Annotated in this window: 21 protein-coding genes; 8 read left to right on the forward strand and 13 right to left on the reverse strand. The window is 62.9% G+C overall.

Annotated features, from left to right (window positions below; all coding sequences use genetic code 11):
- Positions 1 to 2 precede the first annotated feature (2 nt).
- The 3 genes from ABF859_RS08555 to ABF859_RS08565 are packed head-to-tail and all read left to right on the forward strand — an operon-like array spanning position 3 to position 4,969.
- Positions 3 to 881, forward strand: coding sequence for a glycine--tRNA ligase subunit alpha (locus ABF859_RS08555; protein ID WP_415527349.1), 879 nt, complete (start codon positions 3 to 5; stop codon positions 879 to 881).
- Positions 874 to 2,928 (forward strand): glycine--tRNA ligase subunit beta, encoded by a 2,055-nt coding sequence (glyS, locus tag ABF859_RS08560; RefSeq protein WP_415527350.1) that lies wholly within the window; start codon positions 874 to 876, stop codon positions 2,926 to 2,928. The genes ABF859_RS08555 and glyS overlap by 8 nt, the downstream gene beginning before the upstream one ends.
- 4 nt (positions 2,929 to 2,932) lie before the next feature.
- Positions 2,933 to 4,969 (forward strand): DUF2075 domain-containing protein, encoded by a 2,037-nt coding sequence (locus tag ABF859_RS08565; protein ID WP_415527351.1) that lies wholly within the window; start codon positions 2,933 to 2,935, stop codon positions 4,967 to 4,969.
- 72 nt (positions 4,970 to 5,041) lie between these two features.
- Here ABF859_RS08565 and ABF859_RS08570 read toward each other — a convergent pair whose 3' ends face one another.
- The 6 genes from ABF859_RS08570 to ABF859_RS08595 form a co-directional block, all read right to left on the reverse strand.
- Positions 5,042 to 6,274 carry a hypothetical protein gene (locus ABF859_RS08570; RefSeq protein WP_415527352.1) on the reverse strand — a complete coding sequence of 411 codons (1,233 nt, stop codon included), beginning with the start codon at positions 6,272 to 6,274 and terminating at the stop codon, positions 5,042 to 5,044.
- A gap of 37 nt (positions 6,275 to 6,311) precedes the next feature.
- Positions 6,312 to 7,499, reverse strand: a complete 1,188-nt coding sequence (gene rodA, locus ABF859_RS08575) for a rod shape-determining protein RodA (protein WP_415527353.1) — start codon at positions 7,497 to 7,499, stop codon at positions 6,312 to 6,314.
- Positions 7,496 to 9,505, reverse strand: coding sequence for a penicillin-binding protein 2 (gene mrdA, locus ABF859_RS08580; RefSeq protein WP_415527354.1), 2,010 nt, complete (start codon positions 9,503 to 9,505; stop codon positions 7,496 to 7,498). Before mrdA ends, rodA begins: the two co-directional genes overlap by 4 nt.
- A 77-nt stretch (positions 9,506 to 9,582) precedes the next feature.
- On the reverse strand, positions 9,583 to 10,149 hold the full coding sequence (locus tag ABF859_RS08585) for a hypothetical protein (protein WP_415527355.1): 567 nt from the start codon (positions 10,147 to 10,149) through the stop codon (positions 9,583 to 9,585).
- A 5-nt stretch (positions 10,150 to 10,154) separates the two neighbouring features.
- Positions 10,155 to 11,084: a rod shape-determining protein MreC gene (mreC, locus tag ABF859_RS08590; protein WP_415527356.1), complete on the reverse strand. Its 930-nt coding sequence runs from the start codon at positions 11,082 to 11,084 to the stop codon at positions 10,155 to 10,157.
- A gap of 18 nt (positions 11,085 to 11,102) precedes the next feature.
- Positions 11,103 to 12,152, reverse strand: coding sequence for a rod shape-determining protein (locus ABF859_RS08595; RefSeq protein ID WP_011253257.1), 1,050 nt, complete (start codon positions 12,150 to 12,152; stop codon positions 11,103 to 11,105).
- A gap of 294 nt (positions 12,153 to 12,446) precedes the next feature.
- On the opposite strand from ABF859_RS08595, the gene ABF859_RS08600 reads away from it, so the two are divergent.
- Together ABF859_RS08600 and ABF859_RS08605 are read left to right on the forward strand one after the other, a co-directional pair.
- The gene (locus ABF859_RS08600; protein ID WP_415527357.1) at positions 12,447 to 12,701 is read left to right on the forward strand and encodes a YMGG-like glycine zipper-containing protein; all 255 of its coding nucleotides are present in this window, start codon (positions 12,447 to 12,449) and stop codon (positions 12,699 to 12,701) included.
- A gap of 47 nt (positions 12,702 to 12,748) precedes the next feature.
- A complete protein-coding gene (locus tag ABF859_RS08605; RefSeq protein ID WP_415527358.1) occupies positions 12,749 to 13,237 on the forward strand; it encodes a hypothetical protein in 489 nt (162 codons plus the stop codon).
- 25 nt (positions 13,238 to 13,262) lie between these two features.
- Here the strand turns inward: ABF859_RS08605 and ABF859_RS08610 are convergent, their stop codons facing one another.
- The 3 genes from ABF859_RS08610 to ABF859_RS08620 form a co-directional block, all read right to left on the reverse strand.
- The gene (locus tag ABF859_RS08610) at positions 13,263 to 14,030 is read right to left on the reverse strand and encodes a sulfite exporter TauE/SafE family protein (protein ID WP_415527359.1); all 768 of its coding nucleotides are present in this window, start codon (positions 14,028 to 14,030) and stop codon (positions 13,263 to 13,265) included.
- A gap of 166 nt (positions 14,031 to 14,196) precedes the next feature.
- The gene (locus ABF859_RS08615) at positions 14,197 to 15,768 is read right to left on the reverse strand and encodes a 2-isopropylmalate synthase (protein ID WP_415527360.1); all 1,572 of its coding nucleotides are present in this window, start codon (positions 15,766 to 15,768) and stop codon (positions 14,197 to 14,199) included.
- A 208-nt stretch (positions 15,769 to 15,976) separates the two neighbouring features.
- Entirely contained in the window at positions 15,977 to 16,801 is an 825-nt protein-coding gene (locus ABF859_RS08620) for an N-acetylmuramoyl-L-alanine amidase family protein (protein WP_415527361.1), read from the reverse strand.
- A 555-nt stretch (positions 16,802 to 17,356) separates the two neighbouring features.
- Between ABF859_RS08620 and ABF859_RS08625 the strand changes: the two genes are divergently transcribed.
- On the forward strand, positions 17,357 to 20,161 hold the full coding sequence (locus ABF859_RS08625; protein ID WP_415527362.1) for an Rne/Rng family ribonuclease: 2,805 nt from the start codon (positions 17,357 to 17,359) through the stop codon (positions 20,159 to 20,161).
- 89 nt (positions 20,162 to 20,250) lie between these two features.
- Here the strand turns inward: ABF859_RS08625 and ABF859_RS08630 are convergent, their stop codons facing one another.
- A complete protein-coding gene (locus tag ABF859_RS08630; protein WP_415527363.1) occupies positions 20,251 to 20,613 on the reverse strand; it encodes a hypothetical protein in 363 nt (120 codons plus the stop codon).
- Between the two features lie 36 nt (positions 20,614 to 20,649).
- A complete protein-coding gene (xseA, locus tag ABF859_RS08635) occupies positions 20,650 to 22,203 on the reverse strand; it encodes an exodeoxyribonuclease VII large subunit (protein WP_415527364.1) in 1,554 nt (517 codons plus the stop codon).
- 66 nt (positions 22,204 to 22,269) lie between these two features.
- On the opposite strand from xseA, the gene purD reads away from it, so the two are divergent.
- Both purD and ABF859_RS08645 read left to right on the forward strand, forming a co-directional pair.
- Positions 22,270 to 23,499 carry a phosphoribosylamine--glycine ligase gene (gene purD / locus ABF859_RS08640; RefSeq protein ID WP_415527365.1) on the forward strand — a complete coding sequence of 410 codons (1,230 nt, stop codon included), beginning with the start codon at positions 22,270 to 22,272 and terminating at the stop codon, positions 23,497 to 23,499.
- A gap of 40 nt (positions 23,500 to 23,539) precedes the next feature.
- Positions 23,540 to 24,520, forward strand: coding sequence for a hypothetical protein (locus tag ABF859_RS08645; RefSeq protein ID WP_415527366.1), 981 nt, complete (start codon positions 23,540 to 23,542; stop codon positions 24,518 to 24,520).
- A gap of 23 nt (positions 24,521 to 24,543) precedes the next feature.
- On the opposite strand, the gene ABF859_RS08650 is transcribed toward ABF859_RS08645, so the two are convergent.
- Positions 24,544 to 26,199 carry an ABC transporter substrate-binding protein gene (locus ABF859_RS08650; RefSeq protein ID WP_415527367.1) on the reverse strand — a complete coding sequence of 552 codons (1,656 nt, stop codon included), beginning with the start codon at positions 26,197 to 26,199 and terminating at the stop codon, positions 24,544 to 24,546.
- The gene (locus ABF859_RS08655; RefSeq protein ID WP_415527368.1) at positions 26,200 to 26,808 is read right to left on the reverse strand and encodes an SCO family protein; all 609 of its coding nucleotides are present in this window, start codon (positions 26,806 to 26,808) and stop codon (positions 26,200 to 26,202) included.
- Positions 26,809 to 26,816: the final 8 nt, after the last annotated feature.

The raw sequence follows: 26,816 nt of genomic DNA on the forward strand, positions 1-26,816 counted from the left end.
AATTGTCTGCGACCCGGCCGCTCTGCTTTCAGGACCTGATCCTGCGCCTTCATCAATTCTGGTCCGAGAAGGGCTGCGCCATTTTGCAGCCCTACGATACCGAACTCGGAGCAGGCACGCTCTCCCCTCACACCACGCTCCGTGCGCTTGGTCCCAAGCCCTGGGCCGCTGCGTATGTGCAGCCCTGCCGCCGTCCGTCGGATGGCCGTTACGGCGAAAACCCGAACCGTCTTCAGCACTATTACCAGTATCAGGTGCTGCTCAAGCCGACGCCGGAAGACAGCCAGCAGCTTCTGCTCGACAGCTATCGCGCCATCGGGATCGACCCCGAGCTGCACGATATCCGATTCGTCGAGGATGACTGGGAAAACCCGACCATTGGCGCCTGGGGACTGGGCTGGGAAGTGTGGTGTGACGGGATGGAAGTCTCGCAGTTCACCTATTTCCAGCAGGTTGGCGGCATTCCGACCGTCATGCCCTCCACGGAGCTGACCTACGGGCTCGAGCGTCTGGCGATGTATGTGCAGGGCGTCGAGAACGTCTATGACCTCGATTTCAACGGCAAGGGCCTGACCTATGGCGACGTGTTCCTGCGCGCCGAGCGGGACTATTCGCGCCATAATTTCGAACTCGCCGACACGCAGATGCTGCTGACCCATTTCAACGATGCCGAGCGGGAGGCCATGCGTCTGGCCGAGGCCGGCGTAGCCCAGCCCGCCTATGACCAGTGCCTCAAGGCCTCGCATCTGTTCAATCTGCTGGATGCGCGGGGCGTGATCTCCGTGTCCGAGCGCGCATCCTATATCGGGCGCGTCCGAGCGCTTGCCAAAGCCGCCTGCGATGCCTGGCTCGCCGGTGAGGAGGAGACGTCCCATGGCTGAACTTTTTATCGAACTGTTCAGCGAGGAAATCCCCTCCGGCATGCAGGCCCGCGCGGCCGATGATCTGGGTTCGCTGCTGACGAAAGCACTGGATGGCCTGAACCCGCGTGAACTGCGCACGTTCTTCGGCGCCCGTCGCATCGCGGCGATCCTGACCGTCGATGCCGAAATCCCGGCCCGCAGCGTGTCCGAGCGTGGCCCACGCGAGGGAGCTCCGGAAAAGGCACTGGAAGGCTTCACGCGCAAGCATGGCGTCACACCGGCGGATCTGACGCTGGAAAACGGCTTCTGGGTTCTGAACAGGTCGCTCGACCCGGTGAGCGCGGAAAGCCGCGTCGCCGAGGCCGTGCCTGAGCTGCTGTGGAAGTTCCCCTGGCCAAAATCCATGCGCTGGGGTGCGGGTTCGAACTTCACATGGGTGCGCCCGCTACGCCGGATCGCGTGTCTGCTGGACGGGCATGTCGTGCCGTTCGCCCTCGCCCGTGACGGGGATGACGCGCATGGTCTGAAGGCGTCCAACCTCTCCGAAGGTCATCGCTTCCTCGCTCCGGGCGCGTTCGAGATCCTGTCGGGCCAGCAGTGGCAGGACGAGCTTGAAACCCGCTCGGTCATTGTGGACATGGACAGCCGCCGCGACATGGTGCGCACCGGTGTTGCGCGTCTGGCGGCCCAGCATGGCATCACGGTCGTGCAGGATGACGGGCTGGTCGATGAAGTCTGCGGGCTGGTCGAATATCCGGTCCCGCTTCTGGGTAAGATCGACGCTGCGTTCATGGATCTGCCTGCGGAAGTGATGCAGGTCTCCATGCGGATCAACCAGCGCTATTTCGCGCTCCGGAACCCGGACGGCAAGGCCGCGCCCTATTTCGCCTTCATCGGCAATCTGCCGTTCAAGGATGGCGGCAAGCTGACCACAGCGGGCAATGAGCGCGTGCTCCGCGCCCGGTTTGCCGATGCGCGGCATTTCTGGGATCTGGATCGCAAGACCAAACTGGCTGACCGCGTTCCGGCTCTGGCGGCGGTGACGTTCCATGCCAAGCTCGGCACACAGGCCGAACGCGCCGATCGAATCTCGAAGCTTGCCGGCACCGTGGCACAGGCCATGGGGCTTGATGGCGCGCAGATTGCGCAGGCCGAGCGCGCGGGTCTGCTGGCCAAGGCGGATCTCACGACCGGCATGGTCGGCGAGTTCCCGGAACTTCAGGGCGTCATGGGCGGCTATTACGCGGCGCATGATGGCGAGGACGAAGCTGTCTCCCGCGCCGTGGGCGAACATTATCTACCGCGCGGTCAGTCTGACGATACGGCCAAAGCACCGGTTTCGGTCGCTGTAGCACTCGCGGACCGGTTGGATCTGCTGGCCGGGTTCTTTGCCATTGGCGAACTGCCGACCGGTTCGGGCGATCCGTATGCGCTGCGCCGTGCGGCACTCGGCATCATCCGCACGATCCGTGACAACGGGCTGCGTCTGGACCTGACGACGCTGTTCGCACAGGCCGCGAATGGCCGGACGGGCGGCGAACTGGCCAAGCTGCCGGACTTCATTGCCGAGCGTCTGCGCGTGCAGCTTCGCAGCGAAGGCGAGCGGCATGACGTGCTCGCGGCCATGCTGACCGATGGTCTGGATGGCGATCTGGTCCGGCTTCTGGCCCGGACCTCGGCACTGTCGGAGATGATCCAGACGGAAGACGGGCGCAACCTGCTCGCTGCTGCCAAGCGAGCCGCCAACATCCTGCGCATCGAGGACAAGAAGGACGGCCCGCATACCGGCGCGCCCGATCCGGTCCTCTATACGCAGGACGAGGAACGCGCTCTGGCCGCTGGGCTGGATCAGGCCGTTCCCGCGATCGAAACGGCCCTCAAGGAAGAGCGCTTCACCGATGCGATGCAGGCCATTGCGGCCCTGCGCCCGACGCTGGACCGGTTCTTTGAAGCCGTCACGGTCAATGCGCCGGAACCGGAGGTGCGGGCCAACCGCCTCAAGCTGCTGTCCCGCTTCCGCGCGACGACGGCCCTGATCGCCGATTTCGGCCAGATCGAGGGCTAAGACGATGGGAGCGTGGTGGTCCGGATCCGTCACCACGTTCCTTCACACCTCACCGGAACAGCTCTGCGCCGCCCTGTCCCACAAGGTGGTGCAGAACCGTTTTCAGGGCGAGCCGCAGCAGGCTCGCGCCTGGGACGCCCAGATCGCCCTTCTGCGCGATATTCTTCCGACAATTCCCAACGCGCAGGACTGGCAGGTTCTGTTCGAGTTCCCGATCCCGCGGCTTGGTGGACGGATCGACACCGTTCTGGTCTCACCCGGCGCGATTTATGTGCTGGAATTCAAGATTGGCTCATCCAGTTTCGATGCCGCAGCCCTCTCCCAGACGGAGGGCTATGCGCTCGACCTGCTGGATTTTCATGCTGCAAGCCGGGCTCACCCGCTCATTCCCATTCTGATCGCCACGGATGCGCCATCCCGAGCCCAGACAACGCCGCTTCTGCTTCCCTTGGGCGTCACAGAGATTCAGCGCGTCAATGCAGCGGGACTGAAAACGCTCCTGACCACGCTGGCGGCACAGACGACTCATACCGATCATCCGCTGGTCCCCGCACAATGGGAACATGCTCCCTACGATCCGGTCCCGAGCATTGTGGAGGCGGCCCGGCAGATTTACGCGACACATAGCGTTGCCGACATCCACACCGCCCGTGCCGATGCGACAAACCTGACACAGACCTCAGCGTGCATCGCCAGCATTCTGGACACGGCCCGGATGCAGGACCGCAAGGTCATCGTTTTCGTCTCGGGTATTCCGGGCGCGGGTAAGACGCTATGCGGCCTGAAAGCGGCCTTTACGGATGGGGACGCCGGGACAGGTGCGACGTTCCTGACCGGAAACCCCACCCTTGTCTCGGTGCTGCGCGAAGCCCTGACACGCGATACGGTCAGCCGTGGGCAGAAACGTCCCCTCGTGGAGCAGCGGATGGAGTCCACCATCCAGTCCCTGACGAAGTTCCGCGATCACTATATCAGGCGTCCGGCGGAATGTCCGCCTGAGCAGATCATGGTTATTGACGAGGCCCAGCGATGCTGGACGCGGGCTCAGGCCGTACGCAAAAGTGCGTCGCGGCATGTGAAGCTGACGGAGTCCGAGCCTGCGCATCTGCTGGACATCATGGGACGGCATGAAGGGTTTGCGGCCATTCTGTGTCTGATCGGGCATGGGCAGGAAATCAATGATGGCGAAGGCGGTCTGGCCTGCTGGGGCGAGGCACTTTTAAGCCACCCGGCATGGGTGGTGGAGGCCGCTCCGGACGTGATCGGGACCGGGGACCTGACCCATCTGCCATCAACACTTGCGGCGGCCCGACAGCCCTTTTTGCATCTCGGGGTAGCAATCCGCTCCCTGCGCGAAGAAAAAGCACCCCGCTGGGTCAATGCCGTATTGAATGGAGACGTCGAGACGGCACGACGTCTGGCCGGGCAGACGGATCTGCCGTTTCGGCTCACACGCAGTCTGGATGATCTGCGGACCGGGCTGCGTTATCGCTCCCGCCTGACGTACCGATCCGGACTGGTCGCAAGCTCCAAAGCGAAACGTCTTCGCGCCGAGGGGCTTGGCTGTGAAGTCCCGCATATGGACGACAAGGCCGTCTCGCAGTGGTTTCTGAACCGCTGGGTTCCGGACAGGGATATCCGGGCTTCCGATGCGCTGGAAACCTATGCGACGGAGTTTGCAATCCAGGGGCTTGAGCTGGATTTCGTGGGGCTTTGCTGGGACGGAGACCTGATCCGCGCGCCTTCAGGCGATCGCTGGCAGCCACGTCGTTTCTCGGGCACGAAATGGGCCAATGTAAAATCGGCGGAAACGGCGCTGTGGCGACTGAACACCTATCGCGTCCTGCTGACACGGGCCCGGTACGAGACCCTGATCTGGGTGCCGCAGGGCAGTGCAGATGATCCGACACGCGATCCCGAAACACTGGACCGGATCGCAGATTTTCTGATGGCATGCGGCGTACCACTTCTGGAAACTGTCGCTGCTACCGCCCCACCCTTTACCCTGCAGAACGATCTGGCGGATCTGCTGAGCGGTTAATCTTCGTCGTATTCCAGACCTGAGTCACAATGAGCCTCCCGCTTATGATTTCCGCAACGGAAACGTCGGTTCTTAGCGCTTGCGGATCTGTGCGGTCATCGGCGAGGGCTGGATTCCGTAAGTGATGACGGTTCCGGCGGCCGCGCGTTCGAACTCTGCGGCTTTCATATAGAAATCCGACATCGGAAAGAACGGAAAGTGCCAGTCCCGGACACAGGCGGCTGTGACGAGAAGGAGCGCTGAAACTCCGGCGGCCTTCACCGCAGGGCGCGGGGCCTTCGCAATGATGAAGAATGACCCGAGCAGGGTCAGCATCGCGAAGATGTAATACCGGTCGCTCCAGCCGGAATACTGCATGATATGCCACTGGGGCTGATCAATGGACACCTGAGGATGCGCCAGCGCGGCCGCAAAGGTGAGCCCGGACGCAAGAAGCGCCTCGCGGAAAATTGCGGGACCACGCATGCAGGCATAGGTCAGGGCGGCGCTCCCCAGAAGACAGAGCACGACCGCCGGACTGCGATGCTGCCACCACAATGCGGACCCCGCCACATCCGCAGCCACATGCTGTCCGAACAGGAGACCGATCTCGATATTGAGGGCGATGATGCGCATCCCGGTGATAAGCGACGCCCCGAGTTCGGTGCCGACCCGCTGATGCGCTTTGTGCAGATAGGTGATCGCCTGCAGGCCCACACAGAGGCTGACGAGCGCAAGCCGTATCAGGTGCGAGCGGTCCCGGACCGCCGCAAAACGGATCAGAGCGACCGGAAACAGGAAGACGCAGAACGGCCCTGTCAGCCCTGACAGCAGCAGGACTGCGCCATCAAACAGGCGCTGCCCCCAGCCCTGTGGCGGCGTGCTCTGGAGAACCAGAAACGCCAGAATGGCGAGGTGCCACTGGGAGTTGGTGAGATTGACCTGCACTTCGTAGGAATTGGGCAACGCGACCATGAACAGCGCGAACAACAGGCGCGACGCCCTGTCGGGCCATGCCTGATCGAGCCGTCCGGTCAGCAGGAACAGGGGCGGCGCGAGCTGCACCAGAAAGGCTACGACCGCAAAAAGGGTCGGGGCCAGATGGAACGGCAATCCCTGCGCCAGAAGGCCGATCAAGCGCGGAAAAGTCTGGAGATATCCGGTTTCCGGATTGAGCAGGCTTGCCGCACCCTGTTCATAGGCCTGCGGATACCAGACCCATGAATCCTCTCCCCAGAACTGCGCCATCAGCAGCGCGCCCGGATGTCTCAGGAACAGGGCCACCGCGAAGACCAGTCCCCAGAACGCCAGCCGGGACGCCGACATGCCGCCGTCTTTCGGCATAAAAAAAGCAGGCAGGCGCTCAGTCCTCATCGTCTTCCTGACCCGGATCGCGTTCGTTACGATGCACCCAGGCCGACATGAGCAGGCCGAAGCCGAACATCATCGTCAGCATCGCCGAACCGCCATAGGAAATGAGCGGCAGCGGCACGCCGCCCACCGGGATGGCACCCATGACCATCGACAGGTTCACCGCGCAGTACAGGAAGAAATCCATCGCAATGCCGAGACCCAGCAGCCGCCCGAACTGGTTGCGACTGCGGATGGCAATGAGCATCCCGCCCATGACGAGCGTTCCGAGCAGCGTAATGACGGCGATCCCGCCGACGAAGCCCCATTCTTCTCCGATCATGGTGAAGATGAAGTCCGTCTGTTTTTCCGGCAGGAAGTTCAGCTGTCCCTGACTGCCATGCAGGTATCCCTCGCCCCACATACCACCCGAACCAAGAGCAATCTTGGACTGGATGATGTTGTAGCCCGCGCCCAGCGGATCATGTTCGGGGTGCAGGAAGGTGTCGATCCGGGCCTTCTGATAGTCGTGCAGGTGGCTGTAGATCAGCTTCCCCATGAAGGGCAGCGGCGCCACGAGCAGCAGGATCTGCCACAGCCGCATTCCGGCTGCGAAGAACATCGTCGCACCGATGACGCCGATGATGGTCGCAGTTCCGAGATTCGGCTCCTTGAGCACCAGCAGGACAGGCAGCAAGGTCAGCAGCGCGGGCGGGATCAGGCGCAGGGGATTGCCCATCCGCTCATTGCCGATGCGGTGAAACCAGGTCGCCAGCATCAGCACGAGGCCGATCTTGGCGAATTCGGAAGGCTGGAACTGCATACCCGCCAGATTGATCCAGCGTTCTGCACCCTTGCCTACATGCCCCATCCGCAGCACGAGAGCGAGCAGCGTCACCGACAGCAGATAGACCGGCACCGATGCCATACGCAGAATGCGCGGACTGACGAGCGAGACGGCGATCATCATGACAAGGCCAAAGCCAAACCGCACCATCTGCGGCCCGGCGAACGGCTTCGCTGATCCGCCACCGGCCGAATAAAGCGCGATATAGCCCACACCCGCCAGCAGACAGACCAGCAGGACGTAGAGCCAGTTGACCTGAAGCAGCCGCGCCATGGGCCGGAAATCAGGCTCCGCGCGCAGGAGACGGCGGTCCGATTTAAGGAAGCCGAAGGTGTTCAGGCCGTTGCGTCTCATTGCGCAGCTCCCGGATCTGGCTGCCCCTGCCCTGCCGGCTGCGGAGCCGGAGTGGATGCCGGGTTCGCAGGCTGTGCACCCTCTGCGACAGGCTCTGTGGCCGGAGCCGCCACGGGTGCAGGCGGACGGACATCGCTGGCTGGATCGCGCAGCAGGGCATCGGTCATGATGAATTTGGCCAGCGGGGCCGCCTCATCCGCTCCGGCATTGCCGTGCTCCACGACGACGGAAACCGCATATTTCGGATTGTCGTACGGCGCAAAGCAGATGAACAGCGCGTGCGGACGGTATTCCCAGGGCAGGTTCATGGAATTGAAGTGCCCGGACTCACGCAGCGCCCGGGATACGCGACGAACCTGTGCAGAACCTGTCTTACCAGCCATCTGGACCCCCGGAAGATCCAGCCGGGCTTTCGGAGCCGTGCCATGCGGCTCGTTGACAACCGCGAACATCCCACCGCGCACGACGTCCAGATAGTCGGGCGGCAGATCGACCTTTGCTACCCCGTCCAGTGATGCCAGCGAAGAAAGCTGATCGTTGGTGGCCCGCAACAAATGGGGCTGCACGTCCCGCCCCGATGCGATGCGCGAGACATAGGTCGCAAGGGCAAGCGGCGTGACCTGCACGAAGCCCTGTCCGATACCGGCATTGACCGTATCGCCCCCATTCCAGTGAAACCCGTGCCGCTGTCGCCATTCCGGCGTAGGAATGACGCCGGACCGCACATGCGGCAGTTCGATCCCGAGTTTGACGCCCAGCCCCATCGCATTGCCCACGGCCTGGATCGGGTCCATGCCGCAGCGGCGCGCCACTTCATAGAAGTAGACGTCGCAGGAATATTTCAGGCCCTCATGCATGTTGATGAGGCCATGTCCCCAGCGGTTCCAGCAATGGAAGCGCACGCCGCCCAGATCGTAATATCCGGGGCAGTTGAAGCGGTCATGCGCCGTGACGGAACCGGATTTCAGAGCGGCCAGGGCCACGGCGGGCTTGAAGGTCGAGCCGGGCGGATAGAGACCGGACACCGCCTTGTCCACCAGCGGGGTGCGCGGGTCATTCGCCCATTCGTTCCACTGGGCGTGGCTGACGCCGGAATCAAACAGCGACGGATCGAAGGACGGCGTGCTCACCATCGCCATCACCTCGCCATTGCGGCAATCCATGACCACGGCACTTGCAACGCGGTCCTCAAGGCGATTGAGAACCTGCTGCTGGAGCACGGAATCCAGTGTCAGGCGCACATCCTCGCCCTGCTGGCCTTCCACACGGTCGATTTCGCCAATAACGCGTCCGACCGCGTTGACTTCCATCTCCACGGACCCCGGCTCACCCCGCAGCGAGGCCTCCTGCGTCTGCTCGATCCCCGCGCGGCCCACACGCATTCCCGGCAGCGAGAGCGTCGTGTCCTTCGCCACGTCCTCTTCGTTGGGAGGCGCGACATAGCCCACGATATGGGCCGTCAGATCCTTGAACGGATAAAGCCGCGTCGATCCCACGTCCACGAGCACACCCGGCAGGGACGGTGCATTGAGTTCGATCCGGGCCATGTCGTCCCAGGACAGGAATTCATGCAGGGTGACAGGGACGTATTTATGAACGTGCCGCAGATCGCGCTCGATCCGCGCACGGTCGTGTTCGTCCAGCGGAACGATCTGCGAAAAGCGCTCGATGACGGCTGGGATGTCCGTCGTCTCTTCCGGCATCAGAAGCGCGCGCCAGCTCACCTTGTTGTCCGCCAGCGCCACACCGAAACGGTCATGGATCGTGCCTCGCGCCGGAGCGAGCAGGCGCTTGCTGGTCCGGTTGCGCTCGGCGAGCTGGCGCAGATGGCCGCCATCCACGACCTGAAGCGTGTACAGCCGCCGCCCGAGTACGCCCAGAACCCCGGCCTGCACGGCCATGACCAGCAGCGCGCGGCGCGTGAAGACACCACGCCCCGAGCGCACAGGCTCGTCGTGACGCTTCTGGCGTGTCCGCGACCGGAAAGGGTTGTTTCGGGAAAACATCAGGGCAGAAATTCAGGATCCGGAAAAGAAGGCAGCCCTCCGCGCGGCATGTTGCGTGCGGGACGCAGAGGACGCTGTCAGGCCTGATCGGGATTGGCGAATGTGCGGCGTCCCCAGACAAACAGCGCGGTCAGGCTGGGATAGATACCGACTGTCAGCGCTGCCTGAAAGAGGCCAGGCACGGGTGAGAGTAGCGCAACGGCATGCAGGCACACGAGAGCCCACTGAAAAAAGGAGGCCAGCGCGGCAAAAATGCTGAAGATCAGCCATCCCGCGATGAAACCCAGACGGGACAGGCCATAGCGCCAGTGATGCGAGACACCATAAATCACCAGCAGCGACAGCAGGACGGTCCCCGGAGGTCCGAAGCTGAAGATTTCCACCACCAGCCCACACAGGAACACGGCCAGCGCCGGCATGGAGCGGGGCCGGCTGTACGCCCAGAACCAGACCGTGCACATCGCGATCCCGAACTGAAGCTGCGCCTGTCCTGGAATACCGAACGGCGCGGAGAGCAGAATCGCGGAGAACATGACAAACAGGGACGGCATGGCCGCCCGTGCCGCCATGTCGAGCGCACGGCGGAAGGTCTGTTTCGGCTCGACGGCGGAATGCAGGTGCGGCGTGGAGTTCTCGGCAACCATGGCGCTTACTGCCCTCCCCGTCCCGGCATGTCCGGGAGGTTGGGCAGCCATGAAAACGGCAGCGGTCCGGTCAGCGGGTTCTGGGGCAGCTTCTTCACCCGCACACGGCCCGGTGCATCCGGCGCCTGCGAGTCGTCATCGCCGTAATCGAAGACCCGGACGATATCCAGCCGGTCCAGATCCGCGTCCGGCACCACGACCGGCCGGTTAGGCGCGCTGTAATGGACCGTACCGACCGGCAGTCCGGCAGGCATCGTGCTCTGGCCGCGGGTTTCCACGCGCTCACCTTCAACGGGATGGTGATCCTGCGGATAGAAGATCAGGCGGGGTGCGGTGGTGTCGTCCCCCGCCATGATCGCATCCGCATGCGATGTGGCCAGTGTGACGGGGATGCGGCTCGCATCGTCGTTTATCATCAGGACGCGCACCGTATGCGGTCCGACTTCCGTCACGCGTCCCAGCAATCCGGCGGCATCCAGAGCCACATCCCCGATCCGAACCTCATGGCCGCTTCCGACATCCAGCAGGACCGCGCGTGAATACGGCCCCCCATCGTCCCGCGTCACACGGCCGGTCACATACTGGGGCACCGTCTCCGGGATCCAGTGCAGACTTTTCTTGAGACGGCCATTTTCCGCCGCGAGCGCCACAGCGACATCATACCAGTGTCGCAGGGCCCGGTTTTCTTCGCGCAGCCGGGCGTTTTCCTTTGCCAGATCCGTCGCACCGCGCAGATCCGTCAGCCAGACCGCGGCCCGTTCCTGCGGCCAGACCAGTCCATGATAGGCTGGCGCCATGAAATCCGTCGCCATCAGGCGCACCCCGTCAACGGCCGGACGACGGACCAGTCCAAGAAGGACAAGCCCCACTGCCAGCAGGATCAGGATGGGCAGGACGGCCTTTGCAAGCACCTGCCGGGCATGGATGGACAGCATCCGGCGTCAGCCAAGTCCTCAGTACATGCTGCTCAGAACACTGCGCAGACGACGCATTTCCTCCAGCGCGCGCCCCGTTCCGAGCGCCACACAGGACAGGGCGTTTTCCGCGACCGTCACGGGCAGACCCGTATACAGACGCAGCACCTCGTCCAGACGATAAAGCAGCGCGCCACCACCGGACAGGACGATGCCCTTGTCCACGATGTCGGCGGCCAGTTCGGGCGGCGTGTTCTCAAGCGCGGTCGTCACGGCATCGACGATCTGCATGACGGGTTCGGCCAGGCTCTCGGCGATCTGGGCCTGACTGACGATCACTTCACGCGGCACGCCGTTGATGAGGTCCCGCCCCTTGATTTCTGTCAGCGGGCCGTCAGGGTTCGCGGGATCATCCGGCATCATGGCCGAGCCGAGTTCGATCTTGATGCGCTCTGCCGAGCTTTCACCGACCAGAAGGTTATAGGTCTTGCGGATATAGGAGATGATGGCTTCGTCCATCTTGTCTCCACCCACGCGCGCCGAGCGCGCATAGACGATGCCGCCAAGGGAAATGACGGCCACTTCCGTCGTGCCGCCACCGATATCCACGATCATACTGCCCGACGGTTCCGTGACCGGAAGGCCCGCGCCGATGGCTGCCGCCATGGGCTCCTCGATCAGCATCACCTTGCGGGCACCCGCGCTCTCGGCACTTTCCTGGATCGCGCGGCGCTCGACAGCCGTAGCACCCGAGGGCACGCAGATAATGATCTGCGGGCTGGCGAAGGCGCGGCGGTTGTGAACCTTGCGGATGAAATGCTTGATCATTTCTTCCGCGACTTCGAAATCCGCGATCACACCATCGCGCAGCGGGCGGATGGCCGTGATGTTTCCCGGCGTACGGCCCACCATCTGCTTGGCTTCGTTACCCACTGCAAGAACCTGTTTCTTGCCACGCACTTCGGCAATCGCCACAACGGAGGGCTCATCGAGGACAATGCCACGACCTTTGACATAAACGAGCGTGTTGGCAGTGCCGAGGTCGATGGCCATGTCGGCAGACATGAGACCCAGCAGACGAGAAAACATCCAAAACTCCTGGCGCGGCTCTGTGCGGGGGACAGATGGCGGATCGTGATTGCGGGGCGGTTCCCCGCGGGTGGACTTAACCAGACGACGCAGGTTCAGCAAGGGCCGAAGACACAATATAATGCGCGCGGTACGGCCGGAGCGTACAGCCCCCTCCGGGGACATGGAAAAAAATAATCGTGCGCCCCGATCCTGCCACCCTTCTGTCACGTTGTGTGTGTCTAGATTTGTGAAACCGTTCTCCCGCACCGCTCATTGGACTGCGGATCGGAACGTCAAACAGGATGTTTTGTCATGAAGACCTTCACAACTCCCCGCTTTCTGGCAGCTCTGGCTCTCTGTGGCGTTGCCCTCACTGGCTGTGGCAGCCCGTATGACAGTGGCGCGCGCGCGGGGTCCGGTGCCCTGATTGGTGCAGGCGGTGGCGCCGCGATTGGTGCGCTGGCTGGCGGCGGACACGGCGCGCTCATCGGAGCCCTTGCCGGAGGTGGCACCGGTGCGGCAGTAGGTGCGGCGACGACACCCAACCGCCCACGCAACGGATATTGAGCTATAAGCAGCGCTCACTCCGTTAGAGACGATCAAGGATTCGGACTATGAGGACCGTTTTTTCCCACTCTGCCCTGCGCTGTACGGCGCTGGTCGGAGCATTCGCCACAGTCCTGGCTCTGGGAGGTTGCGAGGGGAACTATGACCCGGGCTCACGCGCCCTGGGCGGCGGCCTTCTGGGCGGCGGAACGGGCGCAGCCATCGGCGCCCTTGCTGGCGGTGGCCGTGGCGCTGCGATCGGCGCTCTGGCAGGCGGTGTTCTGGGTGCTGGCGCGGGTGCCGTCACGACGCCCAACCGCCCCGGCTACCAGAGCGGTTATACCAATGGCCAGCAGCAGGGCTATTACAACAACCGGCAGGGCGCCTATCCGCAGCAGCAGGGCCAGTACATGCAGCCGCAGTACCAGTGCCCGCCCAACACCAACTGTCAGCAGCCGCAATATCCCAACGGCTATCCGGCCAACAGCGGCTACTCCCAGCAGGGGGGCTATCAGCAGCAGCCGGCCCAGAACTATCAGGGGGGATACGGCTACTGAGCCGTACCCTCCCGAACCATTGGTCTCAGATCATTCTGAGACCAATGATCGCCAGAAGGATGCCCAGGAACCATCGCTGTGCATCCTCTGGCAGGCGTCCGGCCAGCAGCGTCCCGAGGAGGATGCCCGGAATGGACCCCATCAGCAGTTCCACCAGCACAACGGAATCGACTGCGCCCTGAAGCCAGTGCCCGCCACCCGCCAGAAGCGCTAGGGGCACGGCATGAGCGATATCCGTCGCCACCAGTTCCCGCGTACTGACCCGGGGGAAAAGCACGGTCAGCGCCGCCATGCCAATGGCCCCCGCCCCCACCGATGACAGTGTCACCAGCGTTCCCAGCACGACACCCAGAAGAACCGTCAGCACATCGACTGTCTGCGGGCGCAGGGTTCCGGCACTGCTGGACCATTTCTGCAGCCGCGGCTTGAACAGGATGGCTGGTACCGTCAGCAGAAGCGCCACGCCCAGCACTTCGGTAATCAGCTTCGAGACGAACGGACTCGGACCGACATGGTGCAGGAAGATCAGACACAGCAGACCGGCGGGAAGACTACCGGCCATCTGCAAAAATACGATCCGCCACCGTACAACGCCGTGATGGCGATTGAGCGCCGTACCAAAGATCTTGGTGATGGCGGCATAGAGCAGGTCCGTCCCTACCGCGGACTGGGGTTTTACCCCAAACAGCAGGATCAGCAGCGGCGTCATCAGGGACCCCCCACCGACACCGGTCATTCCGACCAGGAATCCTACCAGCAGTCCTGAAAGCGTGTAGAGCCATGAATACGGCATGACGATCCCTTGTTTCGGTCAGAAAGGGAACCATACTGATCGTGTTATGTTTGTCTACTTCTTATATAAACTATATATTTTCGTTATTACTGCCTGTGTCAAAAAAAAACGGGCATGCAGAATGTCTCCACATGCCCGTTCCCTGAAAGACCCTGCCCCTGAAAAATCAGGACAGCGCTTCAGGCTCCGTCCGCTCGCGCTTGGTCAGAAGCTTGTTCAGCGCATGGATATAGGCGCGAACGGCTGAGACCACCGTATCGGCATCGGCACCCTGTCCGTCCACGAGCTTGCCGTTTTCCTGCAGACGCACCGTCGTACGGGCCTGGGCATCCGTGCCTTCCGTGACATTGGCCACAGAGAACAGTGCCAGTTCAGCCGTATGCGGGAATGCCTCGCCAATGGCGCGGAAAGCCGCATCGACCGGACCGTTGCCGCTGACGGCCGCATACTGGATGGCGCCATCGACGCTGATTTCGAGCTTGGCGTGGGATTTCTGCTTCGTGCCGGACGCCAGTTCCAGCGAAATCAGATGAACCCGCTCGTGATCGCGGCTCTCGTCATCCACAAGCGCGCGGATGTCGTCATCGAACACGACCTTCTTGCTGTCGGCCAGATCCTTGAAGCGCGCGAATGCGGCGTTCAGGGCCTCGTCTTCCAGTGGCGGGTAGCCGAGCTGGGCCAGCTTGTCACGGAAGGCCGCGCGGCCGGAATGCTTGCCCATGACCAGCGAGGTCTTGTTCCAGCCCACACTCTCCGGCGTCATGATTTCATAGGTCGCGGCGTTCTTCAGGATACCATCCTGATGGATGCCGCTTTCGTGCGCAAAGGCATTGCGGCCGACGATCGCCTTGTTCGGCTGGACGTCGAAACCCGTAATCGTGGCCAGCATGCGGGACATGCCCAGCAGCTTCGTGGTCTCGATACCGGTCGTCTTGCCGTACTGGTCATGACGGGTCCGCAGCGCCATCACGATTTCTTCAAGCGCCGCATTGCCTGCGCGCTCGCCGATGCCGTTGATGGTGCATTCGATCTGACGTGCGCCACCCTCGACAGACGCCAGCGTGTTAGCAACGCCAAGCCCCAGATCGTTATGGTTATGCGCGGAGAAAATCACCTGATCCGCACCCGGTACGCGCTCGCGCAGCATGGTGAAGATGGCGCGCATTTCTTCCGGCGTGGCAAAGCCGACCGTATCGGGAATATTGATCGTGTTGGCACCATTGCGGATCGCCATTTCCACGCAGCGGCACAGGAAGTCCGGATCGGTACGGGAGCCATCCTCAGCCGACCATTCCACGTCGTCCGTAAACTGACGGGCCTTCTGGTTGCCGGACGCGATGATCTCCAGAACCGTCTCCGGCTCCATCCGCAGCTTGTACTTCATGTGCAGCGGAGATGTGGAAATGAAATTGTGAATCCGCGGACGCTCGGCCTTCTTCAGCGCCTCACCGCAGGATTCGATGTCACGCTTGCCACCACTGCGCGCCAGGCCACAGATCACCGACCCGCGGACTTCCTCGGCAATGCGACGCACGCTCTCGAAATCGCCTTCGGAAGCTACCGGGAAGCCGGCCTCGATCACGTCCACGCCCAGATTGCTCAACGCATGGGCCATGCGGAGCTTCTCTTCGAGGTTCATCGAAAAGCCGGGGGACTGTTCGCCGTCGCGCAGGGTGGTGTCGAAAATGATGACGCGGTCGTCGGCGATCTTGCCGAAGGACGGATGCTGGAAGGTCATGATTGTGATCGTCTCGTCTGGTTCAGGATGGTTTTCGGTCTGTTATCCCCTGAACGCAACGGAGCGCTGTCCGCCTTGGAAAGGCGTTCAGGGGCCGATAAGTCGAAGCGAGAGGATCGAAAGAAACGTCATGGCTGCGTTAAATGACCGATTCTTGCGTCATGCGCAACCCGCATGACCGTAAAGCCTTCATTGCAGAAATATCAGGTCAGCCGGTCATGATGCCGGCATGGGACGCGAAATAGCGGTCTATGGCTGCTTTCATGGCGCTGGCGACCTGCGTGCGATGCACGGCCTGCCGCAGCGCCGCCTCGTCCAGCCGGTTGGACATGAACCCCATTTCCACCAGCACCGAAGGAATCTCCGAAGATTTCAGCACCACGAACGCCGCATGACGCGACGGATGGGTCAGCAGTCCGATCCTGTTGCGGAACGAATTGACGACGCTCGACGCCATATGGGCGGAGCCACGACGTGTTTCTTCAGAGACAAGACTGGCCAGGATCTGCTGCACATCAGGCGACATGCCGTGAAAGGCCGGCCCCGCAAAGCGGTCCGCGCTGTTTTCGGTCCGCGCCAGGGACGCGGTCTGCGCATCCGAGGCGCCACTGGAGAGCGTATAGACGCTCGCACCCCGCACATCCCTGTCATGCAGGGCATCGGCATGCATGGAAATGAAGAGATGTGCCTGATGCCGCTGGGCCAATTCAACACGCCCTTCCAGCGGGATGAACCGGTCTTCGGAGCGGGTCATGGAAACGCGATACTGGCCGGAAGCGAGAAGCTGGCGTCTCAGTTCGGAGGCCGCGGCTTCGGCAATATGCTTTTCATAGGTACCGGAAATCCCGATGGCACCCGGGTCTTTTCCGCCGTGTCCGGGGTCCAGCATGACCAGGGGCTTCGGCGGTGCCGCACCGCGATGCACGGCAGGTGCAGGCAGTTTCTTATGCAGCGGATGACGCCCGAACGCCGCAACGGGAATGAGCAACGGCAGCCCTGAGAGACCACTTACCAGCGTGCGTCGCGTCAGCATCCCTTGTTCCCAGCGTCCGACGGTGAATGACCAGGCGAGCATACAGCACAAAACCCTGTCAGGAACATGGCACGGAAGCGTGGAAAAACAGCGCACGGGCAAATGAAAAACGTCGCGCTTGCCACAAGGGGCGGTTTCGGTCATCCTGTGCGACAGGGACCTGTAAAGCGCGGTCCGATCGGACATGGGCCCAAGCCTTTTCCCATGCCGCTCCCGCTCTTCCCTGTCTCCGCCACGACGTCCCGTCGTTTGACATATGCGTGACTAGCCCTCCGCATCCTGTCCTGACCGGACCGAACTGGTGATCATGTACTCCGGCACAGGCCAGACGCCCGTCCGGATCAGGTTTTTCACCCGGCTCCAGCTTCTGGACCGGCCGTCTGTCCAGGGGACGAATGTCACTCAACGTGCTCGCATCCAGCAACCTCACCGGAACGGGACCCAACGTGTCCCGCCGCTGTGCGTTCGGACTGCGCCGTTCCCTCCACCCCACACAATCTGATGCTCCCCCCGGCCAAGGCAGCCACCGTGGAGCGTCGTGGAGTTCAGTTTTCCATGACCAAGCGTATGCTCATCGACACCACACACGCGGAAGAAACGCGTGTTGTGGTCATGGATGGTGACCGCGTCGAAGATTACGACGTCGAGACATCGACCAAGAAACAGCTCAAGGGCAACATCTATCTTGCCAAGGTCATTCGCGTAGAGCCGAGCCTTCAGGCCGCTTTTGTCGAATATGGCGGCAATCGCCACGGCTTCCTCGCCTTCAGCGAAATCCACCCCGACTATTTCCAGATTCCTGTCGCAGACCGCGAGAAGCTCATCGCGCTCCAGGAAGAGGAAATTGCCGAGCGCGGTGAGTCCTCCGATGATGGCGACACCGAAACGGTTTCCGAAGACGGCGCCGAGAGCGAAGACGGCGACAACCATGACCGCCGCGCGCCCGAGACCGTTGGTGGCGAGCACGACACGGGCGAGGAAAGCGCGTCGTCGCGTCGCACGGCCCGTTTCCTGCGCAACTACAAGATCCAGGAAGTCATCCGCCGCCGTCAGGTGCTGCTGGTGCAGGTCGTCAAGGAAGAGCGTGGCAACAAGGGCGCGGCCCTGACCACCTACATCTCCCTTGCCGGCCGCTACTGTGTCCTGATGCCGAACGCCCTGCGTGGCGGTGGCGTCTCACGCAAGATCACATCCGATTCCGACCGTCGCCGCCTGCGTGACATTATCGCGGAACTGGACCTGCCGAAGTCCATGGCGATGATCGTCCGCACTGCCGGTGCCGGCCGCCCGGCGCAGGAAGTGACGCGCGACTGCGAATATCTGCTCCAGCTCTGGGACGACATCCGCTCGCACGCCCTGTCTTCGGTCGCACCGACTCTGGTCTATGAGGAAGCAAGCCTCATCAAGCGCGTCATCCGTGACCTGTATTCCAAGGACATCGAAGACATTCTCGTGGATGGTGAAGCGGCCTGGAAGAGTGCGCGCGAGTTCATGCGCCTGCTGATGCCCAGCAACGCCAACAAGGTGAAGCTCTGGCAGAACCGTGGCCAGAGCCTGTTCGCACGCTACAATGTCGAAGGCCATCTGGACGCGATGTTCTCGCCGACGGCCCGTCTGCCATCGGGTGGCTATCTGGTCATCAACCAGACCGAAGCCCTCGTCGCCATCGACGTGAACTCGGGCAAGTCCACCTCCCAGCGCAACATTGAGGAAACGGCCCTGCGCACGAACCTCGAAGCCGCCGAGGAAGTGGGTCGCCAGTTGCGTCTGCGGGATCTGGCCGGTCTGGTCGTGATCGACTTCATCGACATGGAAAGCCGCCGCCACAACGCACAGGTGGAAAAACGCCTCAAGGAAGCCCTGCGCTCCGACCGTGCGCGCATCCAGGTCGGGCATATCTCCCATTTCGGTCTGCTGGAAATGTCCCGCCAGCGCCTGCGTCCGTCCATTGCGGAATCCGTGCTCACGCCCTGCCCGCACTGTCAGGGCACCGGCTTCATCCGTGGAACGGAAAGCTCGGCCCTGCATGTCCTGCGAGCCATCGACGAGGAAGGTGCGCGTCAGCGTTCGGCCGAGATCGAAGTCTATGTCGGTTCAGAAATCGCGCTCTACATCCTGAACCACAAGCGCTCCTGGCTGGCAGACATCGAACGCCATCACCGCATGCAGGTCATTTTCCGCACGGAAGAGAACCTCGCCGCGGCTGACATGCGCATCGAGCGCCTGAAAGCCCAGACGGCCGCTCCCGAGCGTCAGGTCGAACGCGCTCCGGAGACCGTCCGCACGATCGAAATCATTGAGGAACAGGCTCCCGTGGCCCTGCGCACGGAAACGCCGGTTGTCGATGCGGAAATCATCGAGGACGTCGTGGCCTCCGAAGGCGACGAGGACAACAACGGTGGCCGTCGTCGCCGTCGCCGTCGCCGTCGCGGTGGCCGTCGGGAGCAGAACGGGGATGTCTCAGCAGCAGAGACGCAGCAGGAGCTGGATGCCCCGGCCCACGAAAGCCGCGAGGCTGCCACGCCGGAAAATGCTGACGAAAACGGCATCATCCCGGGCCGTCGCCGTACCCGCTTCAAGCGCGTTGTCAAAGACGCCGAAGAGACCGGGACGGATGCTGCGGAACCCGTGTCCGAGGCACGCGACGTGGCACCCCGCCGCCCGGCTCCGGCTGCGCGTCCGAACGCACCGGCCCCCACAGGCCGTAACCCGCGTCGCCGTGAGGAGCGCGAGGAGCGTCCCGTACAGCATCGCTACACGGGCCCGACACCAGCCGATCCGTTCGGTGGAAGCTTCGATATCTTCGATGTGATCGAGCAGGCAGAGTTCGAAGGGACCACCCAGGCCCTTCAGACCGGGATCAGCGCGCCTACGGAAATCGTGATCGAGCACACACCGGCCGTTGATGCGACCGTGGTCGTGGAAGAACCGGTGGCTGAAGAGGCTCCCAAGCCCCGCCGGGGTCGCGGACGCCGTCCGGCCCGCGCCAAAGCCGTAGAAGCGGCTCCGGCCGAGACGGTTGCGGAGGCCCCGGTGGCCGAGGCCGCCCCGGCACCGGTCGCTGAAGAGCCTGTTGCCGAAGAGGCTCCCAAGCCCCGCCGGACACGGACGCGCCGTGCACCGAAGGCCAAGGCTGACGAAGCAGAGGCAGCCGTTGCTGAACCCGCCGCTGAAGCAGCCCCTGCTGCTCCGGTGGAGGTCTCGCCCGAGGAAACCGTCAAGCCGAAGCGGACCCGGACCCGTCGCACCACCAAGGCCAAGCCGGCCGAGGCTCCGACCGAGGACGGCAATGTCCTTCAGCCGGTGAATATCGACGAGATCGCACCGCCGAAGCGCCGCGTGGGCTGGTGGAAGCGCTGATCGGTCAGCGCATTCCGCGAGCATGAAAAAGGCCGGCCGGGAAATCCCGACCGGCCTTTTTATTTGGAGGCGCCAGTCCGGCGAATGCCTTAACGGCAGACGCTCCGGGCGCCCGTTGCCGCGATATAGGTGCCGGTCAGCGGCTGAAAGCAGGCATTGCGCGGGCAGGAACTGGTACTGGACACACTCTGCGGGTAGATCGCCGCGCCAGCCTGCGCCTGTTCCTGAAGCGCCGTTCCACAGGGCGGCGTATTCAGCGGGGCCGAAGGATCGTTGAACAGCTTCTTCTTACCGTCTTCGGACGGCTCCTCCGCCAGACCCGGCGCGAAATCCTGCGGCGGGATTCTGGCCTGCGTCGGGGGAGAGCCCTCAGGCCGCGCCGGTCCCGTCGGCTGCTGGGCACAGGCTGCAAGCAGCGGCAGGGCAACGAGACTCAACCAGAACGAACGCATGCAGACTCCGGATCACAGATCGGGTGGATGAAAGATTTACAGTCCAAGATCGCCCTGAGGCGACAGGCTGTCCAGTCTTGCCCCACGATCACCGTCGGCGAAAGACAGAACGACGCGATCCGCGACAGGACGGGCCTCCGCACTCGTAACGGGCTGCCCGTTTACATCCTGCACGAGGACATAACCCCGGCTGAGAATGGCACGGGGAGAGACAGCCTCAAGATGGCTGCCCAGTCCCTGAAGCCGGGCCTGCTGGAGACGGATGGCGCTTCTGAGAATATCGGGCGACAGGCGCTGGCGCTCGGTCCGGAGCTGGAATGTCTGAAGCGAGCGCTGCCAGGCCGTGTCCAGTTCTCCGGAGACGGCGCGCAAAGCGGCACGGCGGCGCTCGATCAGGAGTTCGGGGCTGGGCAGACGGGTCGTGGGTGCCGTCAGGCGGCCACGGGCGCGGCTGACGAGAAGCTCCGGCGCGGGCAGCCGCAGGGCCTGCAACCGCGCACGGCTACGTCCGATCAGGAGCTCCGGCGATGGCAGATGCATCCCCGGCGCATCCAGCCGGTTGCGGATACGCATGACGAAAGATGGGAGGGCCAGATCGAGGCGCTGGCCCCGATCATCCAGACGCATCCGGGCCGAATCCAGCAGTCCCGGCAGGTCGGGCAGACGGGCAGCGGCCTGATCCAGTCGCGCGCGGGCCGTCTGGATGATGCGGGTGAGCGCCCCCGTCAGACGCGCATTGCGATGCGCCATGTCCGCGACCATTTCCGAGCGCAGAGGCACGGTCATTTCAGCGGCCGCAGTCGGTGTCGGCGCGCGACGGTCCGAAACGAGATCGATCAGCGTCGTGTCGGTTTCATGGCCGACTGCGGAGATAATCGGCACGGGGCAGTTCGCCACGGCACGCAGGACACGCTCGTCATTGAACGCCATCAGGTCTTCAAGAGACCCGCCACCACGTGCAACGATCAGCACATCCGGCGTGCGGGGACGGCGGACGGACATGCCCTCGATGGCAGCGGCAATCTGCGCGGCCGCGCCTTCCCCCTGAACCGGAACCGGCCAGAGCAGTACGTCCCGCGGGAAGCGACGGCTGATCGTCGTGATGATGTCGTGCAGCACTGCCCCGGAGCGCGACGTGATGACGCCCACCAGAGAGGGCAGGAACGGAATGGCCTTTTTGCGTTCGGGCTCGAACAGGCCCTCTTCGAGCAGCTTGCGGCGCAGGCGCTCGATATTGGCGAGCAGAGCCCCCTCGCCTGCGAATTCCATACGGTCGATAACGAGCTGATAGCTGGAGCGTTCGCCATAGGCCGAGACACGGCCGGTCGCGATGACCTCATTGCCGTTCTCCGGCGCCATACCGAGCCGCGAGACACTCCCACGCCAGATCACACCGGCAATCTTGCCGCCTTCATCTTTGAGCGACAGATAGACATGCCCGGAGGGATAGCGCTTGAGTTCTGTGACCTCGCCACGCACGCGCACGCGGCCGAATCCGCTCTCCAGCGTGCGTTTGATCGCCCCGGAAATCTCGGAAACCGAATATTGCGGAACATTCCCGCGGATCGATGCGCCATCACTCTCCATCATGGCGTCAGTCTATGCTACGCACGGCGTCAAACGAAGCCCACGATTGCATAATAAAGGATAAGCGGAATGCGCGTTTTGCTGGTCGGGTCCGGAGGGCGTGAACATGCCCTGGCTACATGTCTTGCGCGTTCGCCGGAACTGACCGCCCTTTATGCGGCTCCCGGCAATCCGGGCATGGCGTCTGTCGCAACGCTCGTTCCGCTGAAAGCCGATGACGTCGGGGGGCTGGTGCAGTTCGCGCAGGAACAGAAGATCGACCTGATCGTGCCCGGTCCGGAAGCGCCGCTGGTGGCTGGGCTGGCGGATGCCTGCGCCGAGGCGGGCATTCCGTGTGCGGGTCCGACGAAGGCTGCGGCCCTGCTGGAAGGCAGCAAGGCGTTCACGAAGGACGTGGCGGATGCGGCCGGCATTCCGACGGCGCGCTGGGAGCGTTTTGAAGAAGAAGCCCCGGCCATCGAGTTCGTGCGTCGTCGGGGCGCGCCGATCGTCATCAAGGCGGATGGTCTGGCCGGGGGCAAGGGCGTCGTCGTGGCCCAGAGCGTCGAAGAAGCTGAAGACGCCATCCGCAGGCTCGGCATGCCGCTCGTGATCGAGGAATGCCTCGTAGGTGAGGAAGTCTCGCTCTTTGCGTTCTGCTCTGACGACAAGGCCGTGCTCATCGGGGCAGCACGCGATCACAAGCGGCTCGGAGACGGCGATACCGGCCCGAACACGGGCGGCATGGGGGCGATTTCGCCACCCCCGGCTTTCGGGCGCGAAATGCAGGAAAAGGCGCTCGACATCATGGTCCGCCCGATGCTGGCCGAAATGGTCCGTCGCGGCACACCATTCCGGGGCGTGATCTTCGCCGGGCTGATGCTGACCACCGAAGGGCCCAAGCTGATCGAATACAATGTCCGCTTTGGCGATCCGGAAGCACAGGCCCTGCTGATCCGCCTGCAATCGGACCTACTGCCGATCCTCGCAGCACTGGCGCAGGGCAGTCTCGAACACGCGGCGGCAGAGTTTTCCGACGAGCACTCGATCTCGCTGGTGCTGGCAGCGAACGGCTATCCGGACACGCCGAAAAAGGGTGGCCGGATCAGCGGGATCGAACGCGCCGAAGCCGTTCCGGGCGTCTCGGTCTTTCAGGCCGGAACAAAACTGGTCAACGGCGTTCTGGTCGCGGATGGCGGCCGCGTCCTGACGGTCTGCGCAAAAGCTGCAACGCCGGAAGACGCCCGGAAACTGGCCTATGAAGGGGCATCCGCGATCCAGTGGGAGGACAAGATCTTCCGGAGCGATATCGGGTTGTGACGCGCCCAGGATCATCGAGCACGTAACAAAGGAAAGCTGCATGACGCGTCACAGGCAACTGCTTGTTTATCTGGCATTATGCAGCATGAGCGCCGCACAGGCCGAGACAGACAGACGCGCCATCCCCACAACTTTTGAAGCAGGGCATTTTTATGCCACGCCCGAAACCTCAACGGGACAGACGATACGGCTTCTCGTCGACACAGGCGGCGGAGGGATGGGTAACCTCTACATCATGAAGTCGTCAGCCATACGACGGCTCGGGGCCCGGACCATCACATGCCGCCTGCCTGGCTTCAATTTCGATGGGGCTCGAATGCCCACCTTCTCCGGCGGGACGCGTCTTCCCGTTCCGGCAGGGCCAAGAGCGTGCGGAGCTTCCGCGATCGTCATGAAAGATCTGCCGGATCTTGGATATGACGGCATCCTTGGGGCAGCATATCTGTCGCACTTCGTCTGGACGATCGATTACCCTGCACAGCGTCTCACCGTCGAAAGCCCCTCATGGCATCCGGATGCTCATGCGACACGCATTCCGCTGCTCTTTGCCCACAACGCCGCCGGGGAGTGGCTCAGTAACTTTCCTGGTATTGTTCTGACGGTTGACGGTGAACCACTGAAGCTTCTGTTCGATACAGGAGCAACCGCGCTTCCCACACAATCCGGAGAAGCAGCCCAGCACATATCAACCGTGAAGGGGGCCGGGGTTACCTCCTATATTGTCACAAGCATTTTCAACCGATGGCATGCCCGCCACCCGGAATGGCCCGTCGTCCTGAACGGCGACCATCTCATTCCCGGCACACGCCTGATCCAGGTCCCGGATGTCACCATGGGCCCCTTTCATGTCGGTCCCGTGTGGTTTACCGAAAGACCCGACGTCAACTTTGGCCCTCAGCGGATGAGCCTCTGGATGAGCCAGACGGTCGTCGGAGCAGCGGGTGCAAATGTTTATGGGCGGTTCAGGATTACCGTCGATTACCCACATGAAGCGTTATGGATTGCTCCGCCGACGCCGTAAGGCGTCATCGACACGGCACTTCTCTACTGTACCCAGACATGTGAAAACAGCATGTGGCTCAGGAGCGTCGCATAATAGTTCCCGAGCCGTTTAGAGACAAAATCGACCGTTTTCATCTGGATCATGGGGGCGCCGGGCATCTGCTGCATGATGGCATGTCCCGCCTCCTGCCAGATCGGAGCCGCTTTGGCAGGATCCGTCTGGGCCTTGGCCTGATCGAACAGGGACTGAACATGCTGGTCGCAGAACCCCGTGAAATTCGGGGAGACGGCCGAGTTTGGATGATAGTTGTCGCAGCCGAAGAGGTCGTCGAGAAAGGTTGAGGCGGACGGATAGTCCGCGAACCAGTAGGAGAGCGCGATCTGGACGTGGTTGGCGGTGTTCTGCTCGTAGGATTCCGCAAGCCCGGCCGTGATCGGACGAAGCTGCGCGTTCAGGCCCGCGGATTGCAGGACATTGCGCAGATAGGTGCCCATCCCGAGTTCCATGGCCCGGTTGGGGACGACCAGCGTCACGGACGCACCATCCGCCCCGGCTTCATGAATCAGACGCCGTGCGCCTTCCAGATCCTGCGGGCAGTCCAGCCCCAGATCGGCGCCCGGGATGCCATGCGGCACCATCTGGCACAGGGGCTCGGAAATCGCACTCCCACCGAACAGGATCGTCATGGCATGGCGGTTGACGGCCATGCTGACGGCCCGGCGGACGCGGACATCCGTGAACGGCTTTTCATGTGTGTTCATCGCCAGATAATAGAGACCCAGAAGCGGCTCGATATGCACCTGTGATGTGTATTTTGCGCCCAGTTCACCGAGGCGGTCCGCAGGCTTGGCGTCCAGCATCCAGTCATAGCGCCCCTGCTCGACCGCCGTGACCTGCGCTTCGTCCGACAGCCCGAAATCATATTCGATCCGGTCCACGAACCCGTCCGTCTGGGCCTGCGGATTCCAGACATGGAAGTACGGATTGCGCTCCAGCACCATGCCGTGCCCCGGATCGTACTGCGTAATGCGGTAGGGACCGGTTCCGGGAACCGTTGCGCTGCCAAGATCATGGGATGGTGTTGCCGCAGGCAGGATCACGGCATGCGGAAAGGCGAGCTTGTAAAGAAATTCGCCATCCGGTTTCGTCAGATGAAAGACGATCTCGCCAGTTTCCGGATGCCCCTCGACACCGGGAAGCGTGCAGCGATCAGGCGTTTCCAGACATTCCGTGGCTCCTGCGATGCCACCATAAAACGAGGCGGCGGTTGGGCTGCCCGCGCGATAGATCCGCCGGAAAGACGCCACCACGTCTTCGACACGCACAGGCGCGCCATCGGAAAAATGCAGGCCTGAGCGCAGATGCAGACGCCATGTCAGCCCATCCGGGCTGATGACCGGCATGGCATCGGCAAGGTCCGGCACGACCTCCAGTCCCGCTGTTCCCCGTGCGAGGCGGAAGGTCAGCAGGGGATCGTACATATTGACGAACACCTGCATGTACTGCGTGCCATAATTGATCTGCGGGTCCAGCGTCCCGCCGGGACCATCTGCCGTCAGATGCAGCGTGCCGCCACGATGGGGACTGCCAAGCGTGACGCCATTCCAGTCAGGCGGGGTCGTATCCTGAGCGTGCGCCTGAAGAGCACCCAGCCCCAGAGACAGCCCCGCCGCGAGAAGCGCAGCCCCGCGCCTCATTCAGCGCTTCGCGAGTTCACGCAGACGCGCGATCAGGGCGTCTGCGTTTCCGTCGGCCGGAATGGTGCCAGCATAGCGGGCATTCGGGTCCATGATGACGATCTGCGGCGCGGGAACGAAATGATCCCCCTCCTTCTGGAGCGGCGCATGATACTCGGCCGTCATGGCCTTGATCATGTTCGGCGTGGCCGTGAACGGCATGACATGGGGCGCGACGGGAAGAACATATTCCTTGAGCGGATCAGCCTCGTCGAACGGATTGAGCGATACGGCGAGAGGCGAGACGCGGATGCCTTCGGGCCGCAGCGTGACCAGCGCCTGCTCCATACTCTTCAGCACGGGCTGGCACTTTTCCGCCGGGCAGTTGGCGTCGAAAAACCAGACGAGCATCCAGGTATTGTGGAAATCGCCTTCGGTAACGGTGCTTTCGCCCAGCGAGTCCAGACGGAAGCTGCCGCCGACCTCATTGCCGTTGGACTGGACCAGAAGGCCCGGACCACCATTGGACGCAAGATGGAAGCCGACATATCCCAGGACGGCCGCCACGGCGAGAACGCCCCAGATGATGCGGTTGCCGACCTTCTTGCGGCGTTCGTGATTGGTCTGCATGACCTTCC

It is taken from the genome of Gluconobacter sp., assembly GCF_047722525.1.
Lineage (GTDB): Bacteria > Pseudomonadota > Alphaproteobacteria > Acetobacterales > Acetobacteraceae > Gluconobacter.

Coding starts and splice junctions, on each gene's coding strand:
- glyS (WP_415527350.1), top strand. CDS start 874: ATGGCTGAACTTTTTATCGAACTGTTCAGCGAGGAAATCCCCTCCGGC.
- ABF859_RS08565 (WP_415527351.1), top strand. CDS start 2,933: ATGGGAGCGTGGTGGTCCGGATCCGTCACCACGTTCCTTCACACCTCA.
- ABF859_RS08570 (WP_415527352.1), bottom strand. CDS start 6,274: ATGTCGGCGTCCCGGCTGGCGTTCTGGGGACTGGTCTTCGCGGTGGCC.
- rodA (WP_415527353.1), bottom strand. CDS start 7,499: ATGAGACGCAACGGCCTGAACACCTTCGGCTTCCTTAAATCGGACCGC.
- mrdA (WP_415527354.1), bottom strand. CDS start 9,505: ATGTTTTCCCGAAACAACCCTTTCCGGTCGCGGACACGCCAGAAGCGT.
- ABF859_RS08585 (WP_415527355.1), bottom strand. CDS start 10,149: ATGGTTGCCGAGAACTCCACGCCGCACCTGCATTCCGCCGTCGAGCCG.
- mreC (WP_415527356.1), bottom strand. CDS start 11,084: ATGCTGTCCATCCATGCCCGGCAGGTGCTTGCAAAGGCCGTCCTGCCC.
- ABF859_RS08595 (WP_011253257.1), bottom strand. CDS start 12,152: ATGTTTTCTCGTCTGCTGGGTCTCATGTCTGCCGACATGGCCATCGAC.
- ABF859_RS08600 (WP_415527357.1), top strand. CDS start 12,447: ATGAAGACCTTCACAACTCCCCGCTTTCTGGCAGCTCTGGCTCTCTGT.
- ABF859_RS08605 (WP_415527358.1), top strand. CDS start 12,749: ATGAGGACCGTTTTTTCCCACTCTGCCCTGCGCTGTACGGCGCTGGTC.
- ABF859_RS08610 (WP_415527359.1), bottom strand. CDS start 14,030: ATGCCGTATTCATGGCTCTACACGCTTTCAGGACTGCTGGTAGGATTC.
- ABF859_RS08615 (WP_415527360.1), bottom strand. CDS start 15,768: ATGACCTTCCAGCATCCGTCCTTCGGCAAGATCGCCGACGACCGCGTC.
- ABF859_RS08620 (WP_415527361.1), bottom strand. CDS start 16,801: ATGCTGACGCGACGCACGCTGGTAAGTGGTCTCTCAGGGCTGCCGTTG.
- ABF859_RS08625 (WP_415527362.1), top strand. CDS start 17,357: ATGACCAAGCGTATGCTCATCGACACCACACACGCGGAAGAAACGCGT.
- ABF859_RS08630 (WP_415527363.1), bottom strand. CDS start 20,613: ATGCGTTCGTTCTGGTTGAGTCTCGTTGCCCTGCCGCTGCTTGCAGCC.
- xseA (WP_415527364.1), bottom strand. CDS start 22,203: ATGATGGAGAGTGATGGCGCATCGATCCGCGGGAATGTTCCGCAATAT.
- purD (WP_415527365.1), top strand. CDS start 22,270: ATGCGCGTTTTGCTGGTCGGGTCCGGAGGGCGTGAACATGCCCTGGCT.
- ABF859_RS08645 (WP_415527366.1), top strand. CDS start 23,540: ATGACGCGTCACAGGCAACTGCTTGTTTATCTGGCATTATGCAGCATG.
- ABF859_RS08650 (WP_415527367.1), bottom strand. CDS start 26,199: ATGAGGCGCGGGGCTGCGCTTCTCGCGGCGGGGCTGTCTCTGGGGCTG.
- ABF859_RS08655 (WP_415527368.1), bottom strand. CDS start 26,808: ATGCAGACCAATCACGAACGCCGCAAGAAGGTCGGCAACCGCATCATC.